The sequence below is a fragment of the Bacteroidales bacterium genome (assembly GCA_012519055.1).
Taxonomy (GTDB): domain Bacteria; phylum Bacteroidota; class Bacteroidia; order Bacteroidales; family Salinivirgaceae; genus JAAYQU01.
Window position 1 is genome coordinate 74,198 of sequence record JAAYQU010000046.1, and the last position, 18,379, is coordinate 92,576.

At 33.8% G+C, this 18,379-nt stretch carries 17 protein-coding genes; 9 read left to right on the forward strand and 8 right to left on the reverse strand.

What is annotated here, in order from left to right; translation table 11 throughout:
* Nucleotides 1-45: 45 nt before the first annotated feature.
* From mreD to GX311_09875, 5 genes are all read right to left on the reverse strand, one after another.
* A complete protein-coding gene (gene mreD / locus GX311_09855) occupies nt 46-564 on the reverse strand; it encodes a rod shape-determining protein MreD (protein ID NLK16687.1) in 519 nt (172 codons plus the stop codon).
* Complete coding sequence (mreC, locus tag GX311_09860; GenBank protein ID NLK16688.1) at nt 557-1,387, reverse strand: rod shape-determining protein MreC; 831 nt, start codon at nt 1,385-1,387, stop codon at nt 557-559. Before mreC ends, mreD begins: the two co-directional genes overlap by 8 nt.
* A gap of 165 nt (nt 1,388-1,552) precedes the next feature.
* Nucleotides 1,553-2,575 carry a rod shape-determining protein gene (locus tag GX311_09865; GenBank protein ID NLK16689.1) on the reverse strand — a complete coding sequence of 341 codons (1,023 nt, stop codon included), beginning with the start codon at nt 2,573-2,575 and terminating at the stop codon, nt 1,553-1,555.
* A 15-nt stretch (nt 2,576-2,590) separates the two neighbouring features.
* Nucleotides 2,591-4,111 (reverse strand): bifunctional phosphoribosylaminoimidazolecarboxamide formyltransferase/IMP cyclohydrolase, encoded by a 1,521-nt coding sequence (purH, locus tag GX311_09870; GenBank protein NLK16690.1) that lies wholly within the window; start codon nt 4,109-4,111, stop codon nt 2,591-2,593.
* A 192-nt stretch (nt 4,112-4,303) separates the two neighbouring features.
* Nucleotides 4,304-5,863, reverse strand: coding sequence for a hypothetical protein (locus GX311_09875; GenBank protein ID NLK16691.1), 1,560 nt, complete (start codon nt 5,861-5,863; stop codon nt 4,304-4,306).
* Nucleotides 5,864-6,037: 174 nt separating this feature from the next.
* Between GX311_09875 and GX311_09880 the strand changes: the two genes are divergently transcribed.
* The 9 genes from GX311_09880 to GX311_09920 all read left to right on the forward strand — a co-directional run bounded on the left by GX311_09880 (nt 6,038) and on the right by GX311_09920 (nt 15,639).
* Complete coding sequence (locus GX311_09880) at nt 6,038-6,907, forward strand: hypothetical protein (GenBank protein NLK16692.1); 870 nt, start codon at nt 6,038-6,040, stop codon at nt 6,905-6,907.
* Between the two features lie 598 nt (nt 6,908-7,505).
* Complete coding sequence (locus GX311_09885) at nt 7,506-8,570, forward strand: S9 family peptidase (GenBank protein ID NLK16693.1); 1,065 nt, start codon at nt 7,506-7,508, stop codon at nt 8,568-8,570.
* A 112-nt stretch (nt 8,571-8,682) separates the two neighbouring features.
* The gene (locus tag GX311_09890; GenBank protein ID NLK16694.1) at nt 8,683-8,976 is read left to right on the forward strand and encodes a hypothetical protein; all 294 of its coding nucleotides are present in this window, start codon (nt 8,683-8,685) and stop codon (nt 8,974-8,976) included.
* Nucleotides 8,977-8,987: 11 nt separating this feature from the next.
* Entirely contained in the window at nt 8,988-9,278 is a 291-nt protein-coding gene (locus tag GX311_09895) for a cell division protein ZapA (protein ID NLK16695.1), read from the forward strand.
* Nucleotides 9,279-9,601: 323 nt separating this feature from the next.
* Nucleotides 9,602-11,143 (forward strand): ribonuclease Y, encoded by a 1,542-nt coding sequence (gene rny, locus GX311_09900; protein NLK16696.1) that lies wholly within the window; start codon nt 9,602-9,604, stop codon nt 11,141-11,143.
* A gap of 182 nt (nt 11,144-11,325) precedes the next feature.
* Nucleotides 11,326-12,165 carry a hypothetical protein gene (locus GX311_09905; protein ID NLK16697.1) on the forward strand — a complete coding sequence of 280 codons (840 nt, stop codon included), beginning with the start codon at nt 11,326-11,328 and terminating at the stop codon, nt 12,163-12,165.
* A gap of 106 nt (nt 12,166-12,271) precedes the next feature.
* On the forward strand, nt 12,272-12,988 hold the full coding sequence (locus GX311_09910) for a biotin--[acetyl-CoA-carboxylase] ligase (protein ID NLK16698.1): 717 nt from the start codon (nt 12,272-12,274) through the stop codon (nt 12,986-12,988).
* Nucleotides 12,989-13,145: 157 nt separating this feature from the next.
* Entirely contained in the window at nt 13,146-14,141 is a 996-nt protein-coding gene (locus GX311_09915) for a hypothetical protein (GenBank protein NLK16699.1), read from the forward strand.
* A 16-nt stretch (nt 14,142-14,157) separates the two neighbouring features.
* On the forward strand, nt 14,158-15,639 hold the full coding sequence (locus GX311_09920; protein ID NLK16700.1) for an O-antigen ligase family protein: 1,482 nt from the start codon (nt 14,158-14,160) through the stop codon (nt 15,637-15,639).
* On the opposite strand, the gene GX311_09925 is transcribed toward GX311_09920, so the two are convergent.
* From GX311_09925 to tsaB, 3 genes are all read right to left on the reverse strand, one after another.
* Entirely contained in the window at nt 15,611-16,786 is a 1,176-nt protein-coding gene (locus GX311_09925; protein NLK16701.1) for a SpoIIE family protein phosphatase, read from the reverse strand. The two genes, GX311_09920 and GX311_09925, sit on opposite strands and share 29 nt — an antisense overlap.
* A 282-nt stretch (nt 16,787-17,068) precedes the next feature.
* Nucleotides 17,069-17,635, reverse strand: coding sequence for an elongation factor P (gene efp, locus GX311_09930; GenBank protein NLK16702.1), 567 nt, complete (start codon nt 17,633-17,635; stop codon nt 17,069-17,071).
* A gap of 26 nt (nt 17,636-17,661) precedes the next feature.
* Nucleotides 17,662-18,366 (reverse strand): tRNA (adenosine(37)-N6)-threonylcarbamoyltransferase complex dimerization subunit type 1 TsaB, encoded by a 705-nt coding sequence (gene tsaB, locus GX311_09935; GenBank protein NLK16703.1) that lies wholly within the window; start codon nt 18,364-18,366, stop codon nt 17,662-17,664.
* Nucleotides 18,367-18,379: the final 13 nt, after the last annotated feature.

Consider the following 18,379-nt stretch of genomic DNA (forward strand, 5'->3'; position numbering starts at 1 on the left):
ATAAGGACTATATGAATGCTCTTTTTTCACACTAACAGTTAAAAATTATCTCTTTGAGATTTTACCAAATCTCAGGTATTGAAGTAATATTGTTAAAGTTATAGTAAATATTCCGCTAAGTATTATCCTGCCAATGGTTCTAAAGAAATTTACCGCATTGAATGATTCCACAAAGAATAAAAACGTATGGTGTGCAACAATTAAGATTACTACATATCTCAAAAACCAAGATAGTCCCATATCTTTTATACTTGCCTTACTTTCAGTATCATATCCATCACGAGGAGAGATATACTTCAATACATATGGACGTATAAAGCCTACAAATACGCATGCCGAAGTGTGCATTCCAGGAGTGCCAACTATTGCATCAAAAACAAATCCCAGTACGAACGATAAAATCTGAACTAACCAAGGTGGAGTTTGAATAGGAAGGTATAATATTGCTAAAACATAAATGTAAGGATTAATATAACCGCCTAGTCCAATATTATTCAAAATGAAAATTTGAATAATAAGCAAAATAACCGCCTGCAACAATTGCCTGAGGATAATCCTAATCATTTTCTGTCAAATTTTTAAGGCTATCAATTTCGTTTTTGAACAAATTTTTTACAGCATACAAATGTGTAATTGCACCAAAATCTTCAGTTAGTTTAACTTTTATATTAAAAAAACTTAAATCAAGACTTTTATCAACGTCAACAGCTGTCCCTATTATAATCCCCTCGGGAAAAATTGATGAATATCCAGATGTTACAATCGTGTCGCCGTTTTTTATTTTTATATGATTTGGGATATCGGATAGATAGCAGTATTTGGTATCATTTCCGTCCCATTTCAGAATGCCAAAATGATCTGAAGATTTAAGTTTTGCGCTGATAATAACGTTTGTGTTCAGAATGCTTGATGCTGTGCTGTAATTCTTTGAAACATGTTGAATAATCCCAACAACTCCTTTCCCTGAAACTAATCCCATTTCGGGCTCTATTCCGTGCCTACTTCCTTTATCGATCATCAGCATATTATGCTGTCTGCCAGTACTGTTATACACTATCTTGCAATCAATATACTTCCAATATTGCTCATATACAGAATCATATATTTCGCTGAAAGATACTCGATTAGACTTATATGAAGATACTAATGTGTTTTTAATTCTAGCGTTCTCATCTGCAAGCTGTTCGTTGGCTTTTACTAAGATAAAAAAATCTTTGAATCTTTGAATTCTCTCATTTATGCCTCCGGTAAGAGCAGACGAAGCATTCAAGTATGCCGCTCTGTGGTATGTGTTATAATTAAACAACATAGCAAAAGCAATAAACTCAAGCGTTAAAAAAAGCAGTAGAGGATAAAACTTGACCAATATTCTAAGTAAATTTCTCATCTATACTTTTTTAATTCTTGGTTAAAATCTATAATTAACACTCTTCCAATTTTGTGCTATCGCTTTGTTGTCTTTATTTACTAAAGTTTACCCTGTTTGATTAAAGCTCAATGTGTCTAAACTGTTTTGATTTGCAGACAATGAGTTTTTAAATTTATCTATATTTTACCGAATAAGAAATTGGAATTTATCAATATTTCTTAGTGCTATGCCTGTTCCTCGTGCTACCGCATGCAGTGGATCCTCAGCTACATGAAACTCTATTTTTGTTTTCTCAGTAAGCCTTCTATCTAGCCCACGAAGCAATGCTCCTCCTCCAGTTAAAAATATACCTTTATTAAAAATATCTGCGTAAAGTTCTGGTGGAGTGTGTTCCAATGTTGATAAAATCGCTGCCTCGATTTTCGAAATACTACGATCAAGACAATGAGCTATTTCCTGATATGAAACCGGAATCTCAACAGGGAGAGCTGTCATTTGATGCGGACCCCTAACCACATAATCCGATGGTGGATCTTCTAAATCAGACAACGCACTACCAACTTGAATTTTTATATTTTCTGCAGTCCGCTCTCCAATTTTAATATTATGTTGATGGCGCATATACTCACGAATATCAGCAGTAAAGTCGTCACCCGCAATTCTAATTGAACGGTTACAAACTATACCACCTAATGATGTAACCGCAATCTCAGTTGTTCCTCCACCTATATCTACAACCATATTTCCTTCGGGTGCTTCAACATCAATACCTATTCCGAGCATGGCAGCCATGGGTTCGTAAATCATAAAAGCTTCGCGTCCTCCAGCATGTTCGGCACTGTCGCGAACTGCGCGCATTTCTACCTCGGTGCTTCCTGAGGGAATACATACAACTATTCTTAATGCTGGCGAAAAGAGTTTTTTACGTTTATCAATCATCCTTATCATGCCGCGAATCATCTGTTCTGCTGCATGAAAATCGGCTATAACTCCATCGCGCAATGGTCTGACTGTCTGAATATCTTCGTGTGTCTTTCCTTCCATTTGCATTGCTTTTTCGCCAATAGCCACAAGTTTTCCTGTTAGCTTCTCTATTGCAACAATCGAAGGCTGATCGACAACAACTTTATCATTATGTACAATGATGGTGTTTGCAGTACCCAAATCAATTGCAATTTCTTGTGTTAAAAATGAAAATAATCCCATGTAATTCTATGTTATTTAATGCTTAAAATGTCTTATTCCTGTCATTATCATACTCATATCGTGGTTGTTGCAATAATCAACCGATTCTTGGTCTTTTATGCTACCACCTGGCTGAATCACTGCTTTTATACCCTCTTTGCACGCAATTTCGACCGAATCGGCAAAAGGGAAAAAGGCATCAGAAGCCATGACTGCTCCCTGTAAATCAAGTCCAAACGATTTTGCCTTATCGATAGCCTGTTTTAAGGCATCAACACGCGATGTCTGCCCTGTTCCACTTCCTATAAGTTGTTTATTATGAGCTAAAACAATTGTATTTGATTTTGTGTGTTTTACAATTTTATTGGCAAACAGTAAGTCGGAAATTTCACTTTCCGATGGTTGTTTGTTCGATACAACTTTCCAACTGTTTCTACTAGTAATCACTCTGTCTTTCTCTTGAACAAGCACACCGTTAAGGGCTGTTCTAAATTGCCATTGAGGTAATTTGCATGGCTTGCGTTTCATCAGTATCCGCTTTGATTTCTTGATAAGAAGTTCAAGTGCCGCCTCAGAATATTCGGGTGCTATAAGTACCTCATAAAAGAGTTTGTCAATCTCTTTTGCGGTATCTAAATCAATTTTTTGATTTGTAATTATAATGCCCCCAAATGCCGAAACGGGGTCACCTGCCAAAGCATCTTTCCATGCTTCTAAAAGTGTATTGCGAACTGCAACGCCACAAGCGTTATTGTGTTTTAAAATTGCTATAACATTCTCTGTTTCAGCAAACTCATCTATCAAACTAACAGCTGCATCAATATCAAGGATGTTGTTGTATGAAATTTCTTTACCTCCGAAGATTTCAAACATTTCCGCCAACTTTCCATAAAAGAAGCCTTTTTGATGTGGATTTTCGCCATATCTTAAGGTCTTATGCTCCATTACGCTTACTTTAAGGCTCTCCTGATAATCGCCACCAAAATAGTTCCATATCTGAGTATCGTAATGTGAAGATGTCATAAATGCCTCTTTGGCAAATAGTTGTCGCTCTTCTTCAGTAGTGTAGCCTTTTTTAATTACTTCTAGAGCTCTTTGATATTGATTTTTATTACTAACAATCAAAACCGATTTATAGTTTTTAGCCGCAGCACGAATTAAAGAGATACCACCAATATCAATTTTCTCGATTATATCTGCGTGTGACGCACCATTTTTTACGGTATCTTCAAAAGGATACAGATCGACAATAACAAGGTCGATAGCTTCAATCTCATAAAACTTCATCTCCTCCTGATCCTCTATTTCATCGACTCTACCCAAAATACCCCCAAAGATTTTTGGGTGTAACGTTTTAACACGTCCTCCTAAAATTGAAGGATAGTCGGTAAGCTTTTCAACTGACGTTACTTTATATCCCTGACTTTTAATAAATTGACTTGTGCCTCCTGTTGAAATAAAATTACAACCAATCTCGTCTAATAATCTTAAAATAGGCTCTAGACCCTCCTTATTGAAAACTGAAATTAGCGCAGTTTTTATTTTTCTATTTTGCATTTGATTGGTGATTTTGCAGCTAAAGTAATGCTTTATTTTCAGGTCACAAAAATAGCAGAAAACATTTTCAGTTACAACGTTTTGATTTATTTATTTAATACATCTGTAACTCGTTGATTAACGAGATAAAAATTCAAACTTAATAATTTTAGGTATAATGTTCAAAAGTAATGATTTTTTGAGAATCAGGGATTAACATGGATTTACATTTTTGTTATAAAGCTTGGATTTTCTTTTATTTTTTAAACTTTCACTCATTCCAATCTTTTTTATTTTGCAATCAATCCAAGAAAAGTAATCAAAATATTGCAAAGCTTTCAACTCTTGATTATCTTTTATGGTTGTTCGTAAGTCGGTCTTTAATTTTTTCAGATCATTCTCCAAAAGTTCGTCTTTCGAAATAACATTCTTTAAAAAACTAAAGAATAACAACTCAAATTTAAACATTCTGTTTCTCGTTGTAAAAAAACGTAAGTTTGAATTATTAATATACTCTATTTGATCGTAGTTATTTAGTTCATAATGAATTAACAAGTTTAGGACACGTGCGAAGCAAAAAATATCAATCGGTTCTCTCTGTTCGGTAATATTTAGCACATTGTTTATCCACCAAAGTGCATTTGAATATTCCTCTAAAATAAAATAAGTGTATGAAATGGTGTACAAGAGAAAAATTTTGTATCTAGTTGTAGGTAAAGAGAGTAATAAATCTTGTTGGTTTTTAAGTTCATTTATTAATGTTTTTGCTTTTTCAAATTCACAAGATTCTTTGTATAACTCTAATTCTAGATAATTGGAACGAACGAAAATAGTTTCTTTAAGATTTATTGTTAAATCATTTGGAAGATTATAAAAGCTGATTACATTTTTGAGTTTATTAAGCGCAGGATAACATTGTTCAAAAAGTCCAATCTGAGTGCAGGTATATATGTAGTTATTTAGCGCAGCTATGTAGTGAATAGGAGATTTTATTATTTGAGTTGGATTAGCTTCGAGTAGCTCTACGACCTGTTTACAATAATTATGACTTTTAACAATATTGCCTTTGTTCAAATAGTAATATGCATTTATGTGGTAAAGCATCATCCTTGAAAAAAAAGAATCAGCTATTTTTTCATTTTTAATATATGAGTTATTCATAATTTTCTCATATTTTTCTAATTCTGAATCACTACGAATCGGGGTACCTTCATTATTCAAAATAAGAATTTCATAAAAAAGTTGTCTGTAGATACTTTTGTTTTTGAGAATTTTTAGTTTTTCAATTTCATCTTTATAGTCGCTTATGAGATATTTTTTCAAATCGGATGTTTTTGTGGTAATAAAAGCTATTTTGCTTTTCCATTCTAGTATTTCAATAACACCAATATAATATAAATTATCCTGAGCTATTTTTTCTGCTTTTTCGAGAAAATATACACACTGATCGTATAGACCTTTATGATACAAAATCTCAACAAATCTTAGCAATTCTTTTATTTTTGATTCTTCTGAAATTTCTGCGTGGTAAACAGTAAGACTTCTTAATATTAACTTATGAAGTAGATTTTTTGTTACATGCAATTGAGAGATGAAATTTTCTTTTGAAAACTTCTCTTTCACAATTTCATCCTTGTACTCTTCTAACTTAGCTATGAAATCAAAAAGTTTTACATAATTACTGTTTTTTCTATTGTTTGATGCAAATATTTTAAAATATCTTTTTTCTTGTTTCGACATTGATTTTATTAAACAAAATAATTTGTCTGACATATGTTGGAAATTTAAGTTTTAATCCTAACAAAGATAAGTAACATATTTATTATTAAAGTATATAATGTTAGCAAATCTAATTTGGAAGTTTACATTTTATCGAAAGTTGATTTGAAATTAAATCAGTTGAGTTTTACTTTGGTGCAGATTTTATAAACATAAAAATTAGAAAACATGAAAAGAAATTTGTTTATCTTAGCAATCGTATCACTTGCTTTTGTGATAGGTTGTCAAAAAGAGGATTTTAAAGAAGAATCCCAAGCTGTTGTAAATGGAAACGAAGAGGTTATTCCATTTGAACTTCCCGAACCTATTGAATTCCCTGAGTTCGTTGAGTGTAAACTGCCAGAATCAACAGAAAAATGGGGAGGGACTCCCCATAGCAAGTTGATGTTTATTGCTGCCAAATATTGGAAACTTTCCGATAGTAGAGCAAACAGAATGGCTGCTGGTGCACCTATGCCAGACCAACACGACAACGAAGGAACTATCCCTGGAACACAGCAATGGCGACATGGATACATCTATCTGTATGGTTATTATACAGGAATAGGTGTTGCTGATGCGATGTGTGCTAATAATATTAACGGAAGTGGTTATAATAAGAGAAGTGCATTTTACTATTATCCTTCAAACAAGTGGATGGGTGATTGGTACTTAGGCTATGCTGCTCATTATTTGCAAGATGTTGCAAATCCATGGCACACCTCTGCAAATATCTATCAACAATTAGCAACTCATAATGGATATGAAAATTGGGTGTCTGCTAACTGGGATTCTGGTCATAATTTTGAAAGTGTAGTAAATGCAGATAAATACTACTATTCAGTTACTAATCCGGCAGCAGCTGTCAGATATTTAGCACTTTGGAGTAATTACAGAAATACAACTATTTACGATGCCTATGTTGCATCAGGGAAGCCAACTGGACTCAATGGAGGTAATGATGCTTTAATAGAGGGCACAAAAGAACTTTTGATAGCTGCATGCAGATATTCAAAGGGGCTTATCAAACACACGCTTGATGCTGAAAATGCTTGGTAATATTTTTTAATTTTAAGGGGCTGTCTTAACTTTTGGGACAGCCCCTTTCTTATAATACTCATCAACAAATGCCTTTCGGTGTTCTTTGGATAGTCCGTTGTAATTTCGTGACTTAGGCTTAGGGTCAGTAAATTTACCTTCTAAACTGTTATCAGTACCGAGAATACTTAATTCTATATTATCGTATCACGCACATAAATTAAGGTGTATTGTGCTTTATAACTAAGATAAACATTGCGAAGTCTTAGGTGAGTATAATGACTTTTTTCTATCAATAAAATTGGCATTTAAATGCCAGACATTTAAAACACTGATTACCAAGTATTTTCCTGTTTTTTGCTGTGGCATGCGAACCACTATAAAAGCAAATTTTTAATCATATCATTGTAAATACTGTAAGATTGGTAACTATGGACTTTATGGAAGATTTTATCATTGCCTTTTAGTATTAAGCCGAAAATTATATTAATTTTGAGTATTCAACACACAAATTTAATAATACAGAATAAAGCTGATACGAACAAAACATTGATAATCAACGATATAATTATTAAGCGTACGTGTTCCATATTATCTAAAACCTAAAAATTACAATAGCATGAAATCAAAATTTTTCGCATTAACATTAACGTTATTAATTTCTAGTAATTTAATCTCACAAACCGCATGTGAGCAAACAGTTGAACAGCTAAACAACTTATTACAACATCGTCTTGACAGAGTAGAAAAGCTAGTAGATGACGTAATGTGGTTTCAGCGGTTAAACGACATCGCCTACGTTGACAAACTTTTTATTACAGGACCGCCACCGGCAAAAGAGAAAAATCCAACTGCTTTGGGAGCTGGTAATCCTATAAAATTTTGGACTTATGCAATTTTTCCAAAAGATATTGACCGTTCGAAAAAATACCCATTAATTGTCTTGCCACATGGAGGAGTACATGCAGATTTTACAACATATCATTTTCATATTATCAGGGAGATGATTTCACAGGGATACGTAGTCGTAGCCCCTGAATACAGAGGAAGTACAGGTTATGGTAAAGGACATTACGAAAAAATTGACTACGGCGGATTGGAAGTTGATGATGTTTTAGCCAGCAAGAACTACATGATAGAAAACTACGGTTTTATTGACAAAAATCGTGTTGGCATTGTTGGTTGGAGCCATGGAGGACTAATTACACTTATGAATATTTTTAATTTTCCGGACGATTATAAGGTTGCATTTGCAGGTGTACCTGTTAGCGATATAGTTGCAAGAATGGGCTATTACCATGATGATTACAGAAAGTTATTTGAAACAGATTATCATATCGGAAAGTCGGCTCACGAAGATGTCAATGAATACCGCAGACGATCCCCAGCATGGAACACTCACAAATTCAAAGACACACCATTACTAATTCATACTAATACCAATGATGAAGATGTAAATGTACTTGAGGTAGAACATCTTATCAAATCTTTAAAAGCCGATAATAAAAAATTTGAATATGAAATTTTTAAAGATATCCCGGGCGGTCACTCATTTGACAGAATGGACACAAAAACAGCTAAAGAAATAAGAATAAAAATATATAAATTTCTTTCCAAACACCTTAAACCCGAAAATCCAATTACTAACTTAGAACAGCTAAACAAAGCTGGGTATCGATTTTAAAAACTTTATTTAGGCGCAGAACTTTTTATCCGTTTAATATGTTATTAGATAAAATATACGTTTGCTATTTTATAAATTGTTTCGTAATTTTGTAGAGTTAATATTTTAATGTATGGCAAAAACAAAAGAGACATTGTTATCGGAGATTCAGTCTAAGTTAAGCAGATTGATAGTGTTGTATAACAATTGTAAAGAAGCTAACGCAATGTTAACTTTGGAGATTCAGGAAATCCGATCTCGTTTGGACGAAAAGGAGTTGCAATATAAAGAGTTAGAACAAAAACATATCAATTTAAAAGCAGCTCGTTCATTATCAGATACGCCTGAGAGTTCGTTAGATGCCAAACAAAAAATTAACGAAATCGTGCGAGAAATTGATCAATGTTTAACACTCTTAACTCAATAGAATTGCAATAAATGGGAGACGAAATTACCATAAGAGTAAGTATAGCCGAAAGATACTATCCAATCAAAATTGATAGTAATGATGAAGAACGTATCCGATTAGCGGCAAAGCGTATTAATGATGCTGTGCTTCAATATAAAAAAGTGTATTCAGACAAGGATACACAAGACTTTTTGGCTATGGCAACTTTGCAATTTGTATCAAAATTAACCCAACTCGAGGATAATAAAACCGACAATCAACTTGTCGAAATTCTTGAAAAATTAAACTATGACCTTGATATAGCCATTGAAAAAGAGTAAAAAACGACGTTCTTATACATAACAAAATATTGCCCGCACCAATACTTTGGGGTTTAGAAAAATCAACACTACTAAACATTGGCGACAAGCTAAATTTGGCAATGACAGGCCTCACTCTTGTTTCGACAAGAGTTTCGTAAGAAACAGTGGAAGTCAGAACCAAAATTGCAGCGCCAGACATGTCTGAAAGGATTTTTCCTTAAATGACTAAAGAACTTTGGTGCGGGCTTTTTTTATTTAAATACTAAATAAAATGAAGCATACAATATAATATAAGCGGTACATTTAAACTCAATTATAAACTTTAATTTATCTATAATACAATGGAAATAAATTTAATAATCGTATTACTGCTCCTATCATTCACTTTAGGTGCAGTGCTTTCATATATAATATGGCAAAAAGTACAAAAAAGAAAGAAAGAGCGAATAATTGCTGAAGCTCAAGCAGAAGCAGAAGTTACCAGAAAAGAGAAAATTTTGCAAGCTAAGGAAAAATTTCTGCAGTTAAAAAGTGAACACGAGAAATACGTAGCCGAAAAAAATTCAAAATTAACGGCTATGGAAACAAAAGCAAAGCAGCGAGAAACTGCTATTGCTCAAAAAATTGAAGAAACTAACCGTAAAAGCAAAGAGATAGATATTATTCGTGACAACCTCACCCAACAAATGGAAATGGTTGAGAAAAAAAGCGAAGAACTTGAAAAATTGCAACGGCAAACTATCGAACAATTGGAAACCATAAGCGGTCTATCTGTTGAAGATGCAAAATCACAATTAGTCGAATCTCTCAAAGCAGAAGCTCGAACCGAAGCAATGGCTTACATTAATGAGGTTATGGACGAAGCTAAACTTACTGCCAGTAAGGAAGCAAAACGCGTTGTGGTACAAACAATTCAACGTGTTGCTACTGAACATGCTATAGAAAACTCGGTTACTGTTTTTCACATTGAGAACGACGAAATAAAAGGGCGAATAATAGGTCGTGAAGGACGTAATATCAGAGCCTTAGAAGCTGCTACTGGTGTAGAAATAATTGTTGACGACACACCCGAAGCAATTATTTTGTCTGCATTCGACCCTGTCAGACGTGAAATTGCACGTTTGGCTCTTCATCAATTAGTAACTGACGGTAGAATCCATCCTGCACGTATTGAAGAGGTTGTTAACAGGGTTCAAAAACAGATTGAAGAAGAGATTGTTGAGACAGGAAAAAGAACAGCTATCGACCTTGGAATACACGGGCTACACCCAGAGCTGGTAAGACTAATAGGCAAAATGAAATATCGAAGCTCATACGGGCAAAACCTTCTACAACACAGTCGTGAGGTGGCAAACCTGTCAGCTATAATGGCTTCAGAACTTGGGCTTAACAGCAAATTAGCAAAGAGAGCTGGTTTACTCCATGATATAGGCAAGGTGCCCGATGACGAGCCAGAACTACCACACGCAGTACTTGGAATGAAATTGGCAGAAAAGTATAAAGAAAAACCCGAAGTATGCAATGCTATTGGCTCACACCACGAAGAGGTTGAAATGAATACACTGCTTGCTCCAATTGTACAAGTATGTGACGCCATTTCTGGTGCAAGACCCGGCGCACGACGCGAGGTTGTCGAATCGTACATAAAAAGACTTAAAGAACTTGAAGATCTTGCACTTAGTCATAGCGGAGTGTTAAAAACATATGCTATTCAAGCTGGAAGAGAGTTACGAGTTATTGTTGGAAGTGATAAAGTATCTGATAAAGAGGCAGAAACACTATCTTTCGACATTGCAAGGAAAATTCAAGACGGTATGACATATCCCGGACAGATTAAAGTTACTGTGATTAGAGAAACACGTTCAGTAAACTATGCGAAATAAAGTATCCTAAAATTGATTGTGTATAAAATCCCTGATTACATTTTTGTAGTAAGGGTCCCAGCAAAACAAACAGGCTGGATGAGCAAAGCAGGATATAAATTTAATGATAAAGGTGTTGCGATTTGTTCTGAAAATAATGAAACTTATCTATTTAGAAAAAATGTCGTAAAAAAATATTAATTATGCTACGTACCTATTTTTTTATTCCAGCCTCTAAACCACGGTTTATAGAAAAAATGGATACCATTGCCGCCGATACATTCGTTTTTGATTTCGAAGATGCAATTGCCGAATCAGAAAATGAGGTCGCATTTGAAAACATAAAAAAGGTTGATGGCGTTGAACAGTACTGGGTTAGACCACGATTGTTTAACCGTAATGAAGAGATTAATGACGCACAACTAAAGAGACTGTTTAATTTGGGGTTTAAAAATTATTTTTTGCCTAAAATAAGCACACCTGAAGAACTACAAAGCATATACAATGTTTTTGATTATTACGACACAACAGATATCCAATGGATTTTACTGATAGAGAGTCCGTTATCATTAATTAATATTCCACATTTTTTTAGTGAATCCAAGTTCCCGATCAAAGGCATTGCACTTGGAGCACAAGACTATGCTGCAAAAACCAATATGCGTTTTACAAATGAAGAGATAAGTTGGGCAAGAAAAGTCGTTCTTAATGCTGCATATGCATACAATGTAGAAGCTATTGACTTTGCCAGCATGAATATCGGCGACATCAAAGAGTTTGAAAACGAGGTTTTAACAGGCTTTAAAATGGGATACACCGCAAAAATAATTGTCCACCCAAACCAACTACAAGTTGTAAAAAACATTGAGTATTACAGCAAAGCAGAAATTGAAAGAGCCGTAAAAATCAGCAGACAAATTGATTTTTCACAACTTAATGATTTTTCTATTGTAGTTGTCGATGGCAAATTGTACGAAAAGGCACATTTAAAAAGAATAGAACGTATAATAGAATACGCCAAAGTCAAAAACTTGATTTCATAAACATATTGGCAAAATCCACCCAATTGTAATACAAAAATATATTTAAAGATAAAACAAAGACCTAAACCACTGAAGTTTAAAATAGATTTTAAATTGCCCTACGGATATGGCTTCTGAAAAAATTCTTTGGTTTGAAGAGTTATCATCAACAAATAAAACAGCATGGCAATATATTGACAAACAGTCGGGATTTTGTATAGCTACAGGCTTTCAAAGTTCGGGCAGAGGTCAGGCTGGTAATAGCTGGGCATCAGAACCTAACAAAAACCTTTTAGCAAGTTACATATTTAGTTTGGATATAAAACCTGCGGAATGCTTTGCCATATCTATGATTACATCTTTAGCAGTAGTAAGCCTGCTAAATTCGTACAATTGCACCGCCAAAATAAAATGGCCAAACGATATTATTGTAGATAACAAAAAAATTGCCGGCATATTGATAGAAAACATCGTATCGGGCAATAGAGTTGAAAAAAGCATAATAGGTGTTGGATTAAATCTCAATCAAACAGAGTTTGCAGGATTGCCAAATGCAACAAGCCTAAAACTAAAACTTAAAACAGATTTAGATATCAAAACAATTGCAAGTGAGTTACAACGTTATTTAATCGCAGGGTTTGAAAAAAACAAAAAACCATCTCGGGAACTAAAAGAATCATATTTTGAACTACTATTCAAAAAAGACAAATCAATATACAGAGATAACAATTCAACTTTTGAAGGAAAAATAGTAGATATAGACTTTGATGGTGCACTAAAAATTCAGAAAAGCGACAATTGCACCAAATCATATTACTTTAAAGAAGTCCAAATGCTGTATTAACCCAGACCATATAAATAAATTGCATAATATCTTTTTCTTAATTACAATTAATTTAGTAAACATCAATATTTTTGATATTTTTGCAAACTTAATTTATAAAACTTATTGATTTTAATAGCGGTGCACATTAACAATTATCAAAATAAAGTAAAAAAACATGGAAAGCATTTTCAGCAATAAAAACATTTTGCACATTTTTTCAAAATGGTGGAAACACATTGTTATAATAACAGTTATAGGAACAATAGTAGTAGGAGCATCCACATTTTTAGTAAAACGAAAATACAAATCGTTTGCTGACGTATATCCCTTAAATCTTGGGGCTTTTTCTGAAGAGACATATACCGAACAGATGATTCAAATATTAAACTCTAAAGATATCGCCAGAGAAGTAGTAAAAGAGCTTAAGCTTGATGATCACTGGGGTATCCCAAAAGACTATGTAAAATACAAAGCAAAAGTTTTTGATTACTATTATGATTTTGTCTCTATCCGAAAAACACCTTTTGAATCGGTTGAAATTTCAGCTCTTGACGTTGATCCAAGCTTAGCACGTGACATAGTAAACTCAATATTAAAACATTATAATGAAAAAGTAACGTTTTTACACAGGGAAAAGATATTGGAATACATTGAGCTAAATGAAAAGCAGATAGCTAGTATTGAAGAGAAAATCAAAACATATGAAGCATTATTGGGAGAGATAATAAAAAAATCAGGAAATAAAGATTTTGCAAAAGTAGTTGAGCTTGGAAAAGGAGAAAGTAAATTAGTCACCAAAATAGAAGGCGATAGTGATAACGATGTTAACGAATTAAAGAAAATACGACAAAACGTTAACCTGTCTTTTCAAACAATAAATCCCGACTTAGATATTGATATTGTCAAGGGTTACGGCACCGAATTTTTGCATTATTTTAAAATTTACAGAGAAAAAACTACTGCATTGGCAGACCTTAAAGTAGAAACAGAACAACTTAAAATTGAAGCAGAAAAAAAAGTTGCATACTACGCAATGATATCTTCTCCATACGTTGCTGATAAAAAGCACTCTCCAAAACGAATTCCTATAACCTTAATTGGAGGAATGTCTGTATTGTTAGTTTGTTTTATAATTATAAGCATAATTGAGCGAAATCCAACGCATTCGTAAAATTAACAATTAAGTAGTGTTCAAAAACAAGATACTTATATACTACATAAGTGCTATTATTGTTTTAGCACTGGCTGCATTTTTGGTATCAATTGAAAAATACTATTTTGCAGCTGTTCCTTTTGGTATAGCTATTTTAATTATAGCAATTTTTTCGCTCAAAAACTTAATGTATATTATTGCTTTTTTAACACCCCTTTCAATTCAGTTATGTTTTTTTGCTGATGTAGATAACGATTTAAGTTTACCTGTTGAGCCAATTTTGATTGGTCTGTTTTTGTTGGTGCTTTATAAACTTGTGTTTGAGAGAAATTCGTTTAACAAAAAAATATTAACACACCCCGTATCTATTGCTATCTACATAAACTTAATTTGGATTGCTATAACTTCATTGACCAGCACAATGCCCATAGTATCTTGGAAATTTACCGTCTCGAGAATGTGGTGTTTAGCAACTTTTTACATATTGGCTTCACACTTATTTACCAATAAATCATCTATTTACAAGTACTTTTGGTTATATGCCTCTTCTTTCATAATAGTTATAGCATATACGTTAATACGGCAAAGTAGTTTCGGATTTTTCGACAGACAAGCTGCAAACTACATGGTAACACCACTACTTCCCGACCACACTTCATATGGAGCTATATTGGCAATGTTCATACCATTTATTTTATTTTGCGCATTTAACAAAAGGTTTAGTTCACCAAAAAGACTATTGGCTTTTGCTGTAGGAGTTTTATATATATTGGCATTAGTTTTCTCATATACACGTGCAGCATGGGTTGGAGTAGTAGCAAGTGCAGCCCTATTTATTTTATTGGCTTTGAAGATAAAAGCGCGAACTATTTTGTTGATAGGAGCAGTTTTAACAACAGTTGTTCTAGCATTTTCAACAGAGATAATGATGAGTCTTGAAAAGAACACTCAAAGCTCATCGGACGATTTGAGCGAACAATTGAGATCCGTAACAAATATTAGTACAGATGCCTCAAACCTTGAGCGCATTAACCGTTGGAATTCAGCAATACGAATGTTTAAAGAACGTCCTATATTTGGCTTTGGACCTGGAACATACATGTTCCAATACGCTCCCTACCAATTATCTAGCGAACGTACTATAATAAGTACCAATTTTGGAGATGTCGGAAACGCTCATAGCGAATTTCTGGGACCCTTGGCTGAATCGGGATTGTTAGGAACTGTAACTTTTACCTTAATTCTAATAGTCATAGGAACAACTACTTTAAGAATATACCACAAAGTAAAAGAACGAGAAGCCAGACTTTTAGCAATAGCCCTGTTTCTGGGGTTAATTACGCACTACGTACACGGCTTCCTGAACAATTTTCTTGATATTGATAAGTTTTTGTTCGTGTTTTGGGGATTTACAGCTGCTATTGTAGTAATAGATGTTAAGTTTACAAGAGAGACCAATAATAATTTACTTACGTCTAATACACCTTCTAGTTCGGGAACTCCAGAGCAAGAATAGTAATATCGTCTATATAAGAACCTTGCCCTTTAAAGGACTCTAATTCATTAATTATATTTGATATAACATCATCAATAACAGGTGTTTGCATTAGTTCATGTTCCATAAACGCAGTCCCAAACTCTTCCATGTTTTCGTTTTCAAGCTCAATGATTCCATCTGTAAACATAATTAATCTAGAGCCTTGTGTAACATACTCACTTCCAATAGTTATTGATGGAATAAAATCTAACATACCAACACCTATACTTCCACTTTGTAAAAACTTAATTTCCTTGAGTCCTGCCTGATATAAAATAGGAGGGTTATGCCCAGCATTAACGTAGGTCAGCTTCTTGTTTTGTGAATTATATTCTCCTATAAAAAGTGTAACAAACTTCTCCCCATTTACATTATTCATAACACGCTGGTTCAACTCATGAACAATCTCATCTAATTTAAGATTTGCCGCAAAAAGTGCCCGAACATTTGCCTGAAAGTTAGACATTAGCAGTGCAGCAGAGATTCCTTTTCCTGATACATCTGCAATACAAAATCCGTATCTGTGATCATTTATTTGAACAACATCATAATAATCACCACCAACCTCAAAGTGTGGTAAATAGCAGGCTGTAGCAACTATATCTTCATTGTTTGGAAGCGAAGAGTGGCTTGGAATCAGCATAGACTGTACACGACTTGCCAAATCTAGCTCCTTCTTAATAATCTCCTGACGAAGGTTTTGATTGTATAGATTCCTATTTTCGATGGCTACCGCCACAATGTTTGTCATTGTCTGAATAAAATGCAGGTGTTTTATTGTGGGACTCATTCCAACACGCTCCTCTTCAATATCTCCAATTAAAAGATAAGCTAAGGGTCGTTCATTATGAAATACAGGAATAAGGACGTCAAAAACCGTTAATTGACGATTGATAGCATTGGTAAGACTGGTAATTTGAGTATAGTAGGTAAAATCATCAGGAACCTTTATTTCATCAACGACTTTGCGATCAACTCCGCTTGACAAAATACGTTCCCACTTTTCATTATAATGATATAAAAGAACTTTGCCTATATTAAGCTCATCTTTTAAAATGCCAAGATACCTATCCAATACCTCTTCAACAGGTAAATTCTCATTGATTGCTATTGTCAACTTAAGCAAAAAATCTAGTTTGAAATTGCAAAACTGTAATCTCCTTAATGACGCCTTTTTATTTGATTCCATATCGCATTTGCCGTTATTTATAGGTTACATTAATTTCTAGACATGACTAAACTGTAAAAGTAACTCATATTGATTGCAATTGCAAAATTTACTGCCTAAACAATTCAAAATTTCTATCTTTCTTGTTTTAAGGAAATTATAATTCTATCTAAACAGTTGTAAATATCTTACTTAACTATGTTACGCTCTAGTTTAGATATGACTTTTGTTATACAACATTTACCTAACGCGTTCAGCATAAGAGTAGTCAGCTGTATTTACCCGTATAACGTCGCCTATATTGACAAAAAGAGGTACTTTAACATTTGCACCCGTTTCTACAGTTGCATCTTTCAAAGCTGTTGACGAAGCTGTATCACCTTTCAATCCGGGCTCAGTATATGTTACCTCAAGCTCTACTGTAATTGGCAACTCTGCAGTTAATGGGGTCTCAGTTTCGGCATGAAAAACTATTTCCACGTCTTCTCCCTCTTTCATAAGATCTGGCGAAGAGATCAGTTTTTCATCAATTAAAACCTGTTCAAATGTCTCTTTATGCATAAAAACAAATCCTGTCTCTTCTTTATAAAGATATTGGTAAGGTCTTCTCTCTATTCTTACGATATCTATCTTAGCTCCTGAAGGGAAAGTATTATCTATTACACGTCCGTTTTCTAGATTTTTAAGTTTAGTTCGAATAAAAGCTGGACCTTTCCCTGGCTTTACGTGTTGAAATTGAACTACTTGATACAATCCATCACGAAACTGAATTGTTAATCCATTTTTAATGTCTGTTGTGTCTCCCATAATTGTATTCTATTTTTGTGTGATAACTACTTTTTACCTTTACTAAAATAAGGCTTAGGTTGTTTTGCCATAAATTCCTTTAAATATATTGGTTCGTCATAAGCCAAGTCGGCGAATTGTTTTGAAGCAATTCTTTTACTTGCCAAAGGATACATATATTTAGCTGAAATAAAAATATCTGTGTGTATTCTTGCATTATTGTGATTTATCACGTCTAAAATTTTAAATGCTCCATTACCGCAAAAGTGAATAACACTTGACTCCAACATCTCTGCGTATGACGATTCTGTAATAATATGAGGCTCTAACTCCCCAACTTCATTCAAATGCTTGTCATATATGTTATGATATACCTCCATTCTGCGTGCGTCGATCATTGGACATATTAATTCTCCTTCATTAATATTGATGTTTGAAATACATGCCTGGGCAATTATTTCAGTTGAGGGGATCATTATCAAAGGTTTATTTAACCCGTAACAAAATCCCTTAGCTACAGATACACCTATACGAAGGCCAGTATACGACCCTGGACCACAGCTAACAGCAATATAGCCAATATCATTTGGCAGTAAACTATTGTCAGTCAACAATTTCTTAATAAAAACTGTTAAAACTTTTGAATGTGCATTTTCTAAATCAGACTCAGCATAAGCCAACATCTCTTGACCGCAAAAAATAGCTACTGAACATATGTTGGTAGCTGTCTCTATGCACAAAATATTAACCATTGTTATTAATTTT